At 53.7% G+C, this 8,129-nt stretch carries 9 protein-coding genes and 2 pseudogenes; 4 read left to right on the top strand and 7 right to left on the bottom strand.

Annotation, left to right across the window (positions count from 1 at the left end):
- From AC221Y_RS16645 to AC221Y_RS16615, 7 genes are all read right to left on the bottom strand, one after another.
- The coding region (locus AC221Y_RS16645; RefSeq protein WP_486707794.1) for a VOC family protein at positions 1-173 on the bottom strand (173 nt) is incomplete at its 3' end.
- A gap of 253 nt (positions 174-426) precedes the next feature.
- Positions 427-1,110 (bottom strand): aspartate/glutamate racemase family protein, encoded by a 684-nt coding sequence (locus AC221Y_RS16640; RefSeq protein WP_486707793.1) that lies wholly within the window; start codon positions 1,108-1,110, stop codon positions 427-429.
- 6 nt (positions 1,111-1,116) lie between these two features.
- Positions 1,117-1,839, bottom strand: coding sequence for an ABC transporter ATP-binding protein (locus AC221Y_RS16635; RefSeq protein WP_486707792.1), 723 nt, complete (start codon positions 1,837-1,839; stop codon positions 1,117-1,119).
- A 3-nt stretch (positions 1,840-1,842) separates the two neighbouring features.
- Positions 1,843-2,625 carry an ABC transporter ATP-binding protein gene (locus AC221Y_RS16630; RefSeq protein WP_486707791.1) on the bottom strand — a complete coding sequence of 261 codons (783 nt, stop codon included), beginning with the start codon at positions 2,623-2,625 and terminating at the stop codon, positions 1,843-1,845.
- On the bottom strand, positions 2,622-3,602 hold the full coding sequence (locus AC221Y_RS16625; RefSeq protein WP_486707790.1) for a branched-chain amino acid ABC transporter permease: 981 nt from the start codon (positions 3,600-3,602) through the stop codon (positions 2,622-2,624). The genes AC221Y_RS16630 and AC221Y_RS16625 overlap by 4 nt, the downstream gene beginning before the upstream one ends.
- A 4-nt stretch (positions 3,603-3,606) precedes the next feature.
- Entirely contained in the window at positions 3,607-4,476 is an 870-nt protein-coding gene (locus AC221Y_RS16620) for a branched-chain amino acid ABC transporter permease (protein WP_486707789.1), read from the bottom strand.
- Positions 4,477-4,563: 87 nt separating this feature from the next.
- Complete coding sequence (locus tag AC221Y_RS16615) at positions 4,564-5,751, bottom strand: ABC transporter substrate-binding protein (RefSeq protein WP_486707788.1); 1,188 nt, start codon at positions 5,749-5,751, stop codon at positions 4,564-4,566.
- 230 nt (positions 5,752-5,981) lie between these two features.
- Between AC221Y_RS16615 and AC221Y_RS16610 the strand changes: the two genes are divergently transcribed.
- The 4 genes and pseudogenes from AC221Y_RS16610 to AC221Y_RS16595 all read left to right on the top strand — a co-directional run.
- Positions 5,982-6,701, top strand: coding sequence for a GntR family transcriptional regulator (locus AC221Y_RS16610; protein WP_486707787.1), 720 nt, complete (start codon positions 5,982-5,984; stop codon positions 6,699-6,701).
- A 121-nt stretch (positions 6,702-6,822) separates the two neighbouring features.
- A pseudogene (locus tag AC221Y_RS16605) lies at positions 6,823-6,912 on the top strand (IS6 family transposase); the annotation flags it as partial.
- A gap of 174 nt (positions 6,913-7,086) precedes the next feature.
- Positions 7,087-7,725 (top strand): ankyrin repeat domain-containing protein, encoded by a 639-nt coding sequence (locus tag AC221Y_RS16600; protein WP_486707786.1) that lies wholly within the window; start codon positions 7,087-7,089, stop codon positions 7,723-7,725.
- 80 nt (positions 7,726-7,805) lie between these two features.
- Positions 7,806-7,886 (top strand): annotated as a pseudogene (locus AC221Y_RS16595) (IS6 family transposase); the annotation flags it as partial.
- Positions 7,887-8,129 lie beyond the last annotated feature (243 nt).

Here is an 8,129-nt window from a genome sequence, read left to right as displayed (position 1 = left end):
GAAGGATTGAGTACAAGATGAATTTGGCGATCACCACAGCCAAACCATACGCCCGGTATTCCGAATGGCGGGCGCGGCAGCCGCGCAAGACCGAAGAGGTTTTCGTAGAACGCAGCCGAGGCCTCAATATCCCTGACTGGATATGAAACGTGATGCAGCAGTAATTCTGGCATGTGGCTTCTCCCTAAGTTCCGACAGGGTACACGAACGGGTTCAATTTTGAAAACTCTCGCCTTAGGGGGGCGAATGAGATCCGCTATGGGCTCAGAGCGTACATACGCTACAAGTGCTATGCCAATGTCCGCTGTGCGGTCAAACCACCATTTCGCTGCGATTGCGCCAAGGTCGGCTATGGCGCACTAACGACCAATAATTTGCCAAGCCCACCAGCTATTGGAATGAAATGAGATGCAGCTAGCAGCGCAATTACCTGTCCGCGTATGCTCCAATTTTCGAAGTACCTAGCCGATTATTCACCAGCGCCTCAGCAAATGTGACACCGGCAGCTACTCCGTCGATGACCGGCAAGCCGAATTCTTCGCTTAGCTCTGCCATAAGGTCAGCCATTCCTGCGCATCCAAGAACGATGGCCTCGGCGTTGTCCTGTTCGATTGCCTCACGTATTTCGGATCGGATCTTGTACAGCGTGGCTGAGTCACCCTCTTCAAGCTTGAGAACCGGAATTTCTGTTGCCCGAACGCGCGCGCATTTTTGGGCCAGCCCGTAGCGCATCAGGTTGTTTTCTAGACCTGGCACAGAGCGTGAGAGTGTTGTTATGACGCTGAACTTGTTGGCTATCATACTGGCTGCGTGATAGGCGGCCTCGCCGATGCCCAAGACCGGAACCTTGACCAGCGTCCGCACCGCATCGACGCCGGTGTCGTCGAAACAGGCAATCACGATAGCATCAACATCCGGATGCCTCGAAATCTCGGCCAGCAGGCCGGGGATGCAGGTGGCGACGTCCAGAAAACCCTGAATGCTTGCTGGACCGTCTTGCGAGTTCGTGGCTACAATCTCGGTATCAGGGCGCGCGATGGCCTGCGCGGCGATCCCGATTTTTTTGGTCATCGAAGCGGTGGTGTTGGGGTTTACGACGAGAATTTTCATGATCCGTCAAACCTCGCCGCCAAGATAGGCCGCCTTGATCCGGTCGTCATGCAGCAGGTCCTTCGAGACGCCTTCAATAACCACATTGCCAGTTGCCATGGCGTAGGCACGGTGTGAAATACTCAGCGCCATTCGCGAGTTTTGTTCCACCAGCAGCACTGACACGCCTTCGTCGCGATTAATCGCAACGATTGAACGGGCAATGTCTTGAACCAGCTTCGGCGCGATGCCAAGGCTGGGTTCATCCAGCAGCAGGAGCTTGGGTTTTGCCATCAAAGCACGGCCAATCACCATCATCTGTTGTTCACCGCCCGACAGCGTTCCGGCGGCCTGACTGTAACGTTCCTTCAGGCGAGGGAAGCGCGTCAGAATACTGTCCAAAGTGTTCTGGATGTCGGCTTTGTCGCTACGTGTGAATGCCCCCATCATCAGGTTGTCTTTGACTGACATGAAGGGAAAAACACGGCGGCCTTCGGGCACCATAGCGATACCGCGTTTGACGATGTCTGAGGGATCAGTGCCGTCCACACGCTCGCCCTCGAAGGTCACAGAGCCTTTCACAGGTTTTGCCAACCCAGTGATGGCGCGCAGTATGGACGATTTGCCCGCCCCGTTGGCCCCGATCAACGCGACGGTTTCGCCTTGATTTACGTGCAGCGATACACCTTTCAGCGCATAGACATGATCATAGAAAAGTTCGACGTCTTTGAAATCCAACATGGCTGTCATGGCTTACATCCCGATCTCATCGTCGACGCTGCCAAGATAGGCCTCGATGACTTTTTCATTGTTTTGGATCTCAGAAGGCGTGCCCTCGGCGATCTTTTCGCCAAAGTTCAGCACCACAATCCGATCCGAAATATTCATGACCGCTGGCATATCGTGTTCCACCAACATGACCGTCACCCCACGCTCGTCGCGTACCGAACGAACGAGATTGACCATATTCATGGTTTCATCATGGTTCATTCCCGCAAAAGGCTCATCTAGCAACAGCACCTTTGGGTCTGTCGCCAGGCCGATTGCAATGCCAAGCGCGCGCAGGCTGCCCTGCGGCAGATTGCTGGCTTGTTCGCTGCTGATCTCAGACATGCCAAGGAACTCCAGCAACTCGTCCGCATATTTCTCAAAGGCGGTCACATCGTCCTTGGCCGTCTTCGACCCCCAGAAATATCCCGCGAGCGAGGCCTTGGCGCGCAGGTGCTGCGCCACCACAACGCTTTCACGCACGGTCATGCTTTTGAAAATCGTGGTTTCCTGAAACGTGCGCACGACCCCTTTACGCGCCACGATATGTGGCTTGAGGTTCGAAATACGCTCGCCCTGATAGATCACTTCGCCAGAAGTCGTCGGAGTAAAGGACGCGATCATTTTGAACAGCGTGGATTTGCCTGCGCCGTTCGGTCCGATCACCGACAGGATTTCATTCTCGGCCACATCGAAGCTGATCGCATTGTTTGCCGTCAAGCCACCATATTTCTTAGTGACGTTCTTGACTTGAAGAAGCGGGCTCATTTGTCACTTCCTTTGCCGAAACGGATGCTCAGCAGACCATTGGGCAGGAAGCGGATGATAAGGATTAGGATCGTTGAATAGATCAGCATTTGGTATTTGCCGAACTCGAATAGCAAGTCCCAGCCGAAATAGAGCACCAGCGTGCCGAGCATCGGGCCAAAGACATAGCCAAGGCCGCCAAGAAAACAGTTCAGCATGAAGTTGACCGAATCTGCGACTTGAAAGCTGGACGGATAGACCGACTGCGCGATGGATCCGAACATGGCCCCACCAATACCGCCGAAAAAGCTGGAAATGGCAAAGATCACGATGCGAATGTAGGATATATTCACCCCGATTGAACTGGCGAGCTCTTCGTTCTGTTGCATAGAGCGGCACAGATGCCCAAGGCGGGAATTCACCAGCCGGTAAAGGGCTGCATAGGTCAAGATCATGATGATGCAGGCGGTGTAATAGAAGGCCAGCTTGGTGTTCTCCATCCCGGCAAAATCGGGCAGGATCGGAATGCCGAACACCGAAATGCCCGAGGGCAGCGGGATGTTGGAGATACCCTTTGCCCCGTTGGTGATGGGCAGCGCCAAGGCTGTCAGCGTGACAACTTGGGTCAAAACCAGCGTGATCATCGCGAAATAAACTCCGCGCAGACGCAGGATTGGCAGGCCGATCAAGATTGCAACGATTGCCGCGAATAGGCCCGCCGCTGGGAGGGATATCCAAAAGGACCAGCCCGCTTTCACCACCAGAATGGCCGAGACGTAAGCGCCGATCAACGCGAAAGCACCTTGGCCAATATTGATACGGCCGATGTAAAAGGTCAGCCAGACCCCGGCGCTGGCGATCGCCAAGAGGGCAACAGACGTGAGGGTAAAGTAGAAGTCCCAGCGTCCTGTTGCGCCAATGATGAGCGGAACGCCGATGAAGATCGCAAAGAAAAAGATTCCGATGCCGAGCAATTGTTTTGAGGTAAATCCAAGCATCACATCATCCCCAGGGCTTGCCCATCAGGCCTTGCGGTCTAATGGCTAGGAAGATCATCAAGGAGATGAAGATCAGCAAATACGTGATATCACCATATTGAGAGAGCAGGGCGAGGCCAACCGCCTCCATAAACCCAAGGATGATCCCGCCCCAAATCGCGCCGGAAATCACACCAGCGCCGCCGATCATTACCATCATAAAGGCTTTGATCGATGTCGGTCCGCCCATCCCAAGGTTTACACCCGTAATTGTGACCAGCAGACCACCAACCAGACCAGCAAGCATCGCGCCAAGCGCGAAGCCGATCATCGAATAGCGGTCAACGTTCACGCCCATCAACTGGGCGGCGGTGCGGTCTTGCGCCAGTGCGCGCAGAGCACGGCCTGTTTTGGTGTATTGCATCAAAGCGATAAAGGCGACGACCGACAGGATCGCCAGAACGCAGATCAGTATGCGATCGTAAGGCATGATCAACCGGAAATCCCAGTTGAAAACGCCATCAACGATCTTCGGAACACCGCGCTGTTTTTCGCCAAAAATGATAAGGATCACTGCATCCAGGAAGAACGCAATGCCCGCCGCCAAGAGCATTGTGCTTTCTTCACGAGCCGATCCTTTGATCACCGGCGCAAAGAGGAATTTTTCAATCAATGCCCCAAGGATCGCTAGAGTGACGCAAGACATGACAAGCGCCAGAACAAAGGGCACCCCCCATTGGCCATAAAAGGTATAGGTGACAAACCCACCAATCACATACATCTGCCCGTGGGCAAAGTTCAGGACGTTCATCAGGGCAAAGATCAGGGTCAGACCAAGCGCGATCATCGCGTATTGGGACCCCAGATAGACGCCGTTAGCCAATATCTGTTCCATCGGGATTTCTTTCTTGGGAAAAACCCCGGGCCAATGCGGCCCGGGGAAAATTCTGCTAAGGAGAGGTCCAAAAGCAGAAAGGGACGCTTAGTCGACTTCGGCAACAAACAGTGTCTCAAAAGCGCCGTTGTTGTAAACGTTCACCACCAGCGGCACCGCAACCTGACGCTTTTGGCCAAAGGACGACATACCGACATAACGCAGCTTGGCATCACCGTTCATGTAGGGGTTTGGCGCCTCAAAGCTGTCCATCGTGGCCTGGAATGCTGCAACATCTGTCATCGCCGCGGGGTTCGCCTTGAGCGTTTCAAGGATGTATTCCAGTGCATAGACCTTGGTGTTGGATTCGTCGTTATATTCGCCAAACATCTTGGTATAGCGTTCAACAAATTCGTTCATCATAGGCGACGCCAATTCGGGCGTGGACGCACCACCAACTGAGATAAAGCCATTGGCCAGATCACCGGCACCTTCGGCCAGAACGCCCGCATCCTGAGCGGTTTCTGTCGAAATGATACCCTGGAAGCCCAGTTCACGCGCAGAGCGGATCAGCTGAGGCGCGTTTGCAGGCGACACTCCGGACAGCACCAGCAGATCCGGTTGCGTGCGCATGACAGGGGTCAGAACCGGGGTAAAGTCCGTGGTATCGACCTGATACGTCACATTGTCCGAAACCACTTCCAACCCGAGTGCCTTGGCTGCGGCGACTCCGCCGTCACGCTGGCTGAGGGGGTCGGATTCGTTGGCGGCGATGAATGCAACGGTTTTGACGCCTTTTTCATCCATCAGATATTTGTAGATCGCCGGGCCGGACTGGTAGTTGGCAACCATACCTAGAACGGCGTTTGAAGCTGGCGCCTGATACAGTGACTTTGGAAAGGCGTAGGGGAAATACATGATCCCGTTAGCCTCTGCCACCGGGCGCACGGCCGCCGCACCGTCATCGACGTTTGGCCCCACAACGTAATGGATACCTTCCTGTGCCATCTTCTCCATGCCCGCAATCGCGCGCTTTGGATCTTTTTGATCGTCGAATGAAACGATCTCGATATCATAGGTTGTCCCGCCAATGGTATAGCCGCCGGTTTCGTTGATCCAGGCCGCCCGCGTTTCCATCGAGCGCTGGTTGGAAATTCCCCATGCCGCAGCTGGGCCGCTGGTCACGCCAACAAAGCCAATTTTCAAAACTGGGTTCTCTGCGAAGGCTGAAGTTGCCCCAAACGCTGTCATTGTTGCGGCTGTCAGGGCCGCCTTCAAAAGTGATCTTCGTTGCATATCTTAACTCCCGTTGAATCAAATTTCGACGCGTTTTGCGCCATTCTTGGCCGGCAGTTAGATGGAATCCCCATACATGCCGCGCTGCCAGTTCATTATTGTTAACAATTTTTGTCAACATATTTTTCAATTTAGTCGACAAATTCCATGGCTTGGCCTTACACTGATTTGAGTTTAAACGTTTACGGCCAGCCAAAGCCGTAAAACCAATCAGTCTTGAAAGTGATCTTGTGTCCTCCAACCCGCAGCAAAGCAGCATAGCTACATCCGACCCAAAATCGGGATCAGATGAGAATCTTATAGTTGAACGCATCTACAAGGCGGTCATGGAACAACGTTTGGCACCGAATACCAAACTGAGTGAGGCGCGCCTCTGTGAGACATTTGGTGTTGGTCGCATGCGCGTTCGGCGCGCACTTCTTCTGCTCTCAAGTCAGGGCATCATTGAGCTACAGTCAAATCGTGGTGCATATGTCGCCTGTCCAGACAAGTCCGAGGCGAACGATGTATTCGCGGCCCGGATGTTGATTGAACCACCACTCGTTCGGCAACTGGCTCAGAACTCGCGTGATATTGATTTGGCAGTCCTCACCGAACACATTGCTCTTGAGGACGCGGCCCGCGAAAAGAAAGAGCGAACCGAAGTCATTCGGCTGTCAGGTGAATTTCACACAAAACTTGCCCAAGCGACCGGAAACAAGTTTATCTTCCGAATGATGCGCGAGCTGGTCACACGGACATCACTCATCGTCGGCCTCTTCGGATCATCCGAAAATGCCAGTTGCCCAGATGATGAACACACCAAAATCCTGCAGGCGATCCAGTCAAAGAGCCCGGAACTGGCCGAGCATTTACTCATATCTCATCTCAATCACATTCAAAGCGGGCTCGATATGGAAGCACGCCAGGAACCTCAAGATGACTTGGCAGCTATTCTTGGATCGGATTGATCACGATGTTTGCGATTTTCTGAAATGGCAATTAATTTGATACAGCTCCATCCTGGTCTCTGCCGGCATTGTCAGAAGAAACTTGCTTGAGGCGGGCAGGGCGGTCGTCCAGCTATTTCGGATGACAAAACGCTCCCCGTTCCGCTACTTCAAAACCAGCCCCGAGATCATCCGCCTGGCGGTGATGCTGTATATCCGTTTCCCGCTGTCACCAGCGTCACCGCCGTCACTCTCAATCAGCCTTTGATTGCTGGGGCGTCAGATGGCAGTATGAAAGCGTCCAGATGACCGCGTCGTTTAAAACTTTCACGAAGTAGATTTTTAGCGATTTAATTGGATATCTGGCTTACTATTCTACTGTGCGCTTGGGAATGGGGAGACGGTCATGACAAACGATTTAGATGGAAACAAGAGCGGCGACCTGATCCAGGCGGCGATTGAAGGTAATATGGAAGCGTTCAAGGCGCTCAATGGAAGCGAGGATGTGAACGCATCTGATGAAAATGGCTGGACACCGCTTCATATCGCTGCTCGGGAAGGAAACGTCGAGATCGTTCGGCTCTTGTTGGCTCAGCCCGACTTAGACGTGAACGCTATGAACAAGTGGAAGAGCACCCCACTAATGATTGCGGCGGGAAGCGGCAATCTCGCCATAGTCGACTTGTTGCTTCGCCATCCGAGGACAGCAATCAACATGCAGGCTGAATATTACAGACGAACCGCGCTCATCGAGGCGGCGGTTCGAGGGCATATTTCTGTAGTCAAAACGCTGGTCGCGCATGGCGCGAATGTAAACGTGGCGGACAAGACAGGACGCAACTCTGCTCTGATAGAAGCGCTGAAGAACGGCCATGAAAATATCTCTGTATTCTTGCTTCGGTCTGGGCTGATAGATTTTTCGGATCGTGATCTTCGGCTGCAGGCAGCCATCTGGTGCGGCAGTGGCAGAAACGAATTGCTTCGGGCCGAACTCAATAATGCCATGCAGAACTTCTTCAATCGGGAACAAAGAGCCGCTTCCTGAAAGAAGTGAACGCCGTAGAGGGCCGGAGGGTCCTGTGAGAGGAAATCGGCTTGAGGCGGGCAGGGCAGTCGCCTTTACGAATGACAAAACACGGCCCCGTCCGCTAGTTCAAAACGTCGCCTGAAGTCATCCGCTTGGCCGTGATGCTATACATCCGCTTTGTGCCGTCACCGCCGTCACCGCCGCCGCATTCAATCAGCCTTTGATTGCCCGGGCGCCGGATGGCAGTATGACAGCGTCCAGATGACAAGATGATGACGGGCCTCTCTTGTGGGTACGCAGGTACGGTACGTACGGTCATGGCATACCCCCCTTGGTGGGTGCCATGCACATAATACCCCCCCATTATTATGGTGGGCCATGCACACCCCCTCTATCCCCACTTCGGAGCGTACCGTACCGTT

The sequence above is a fragment of the Boseongicola sp. genome (genome assembly GCF_057460485.1).
This window is presented reverse-complemented; position numbering and strand designations above follow the sequence as displayed.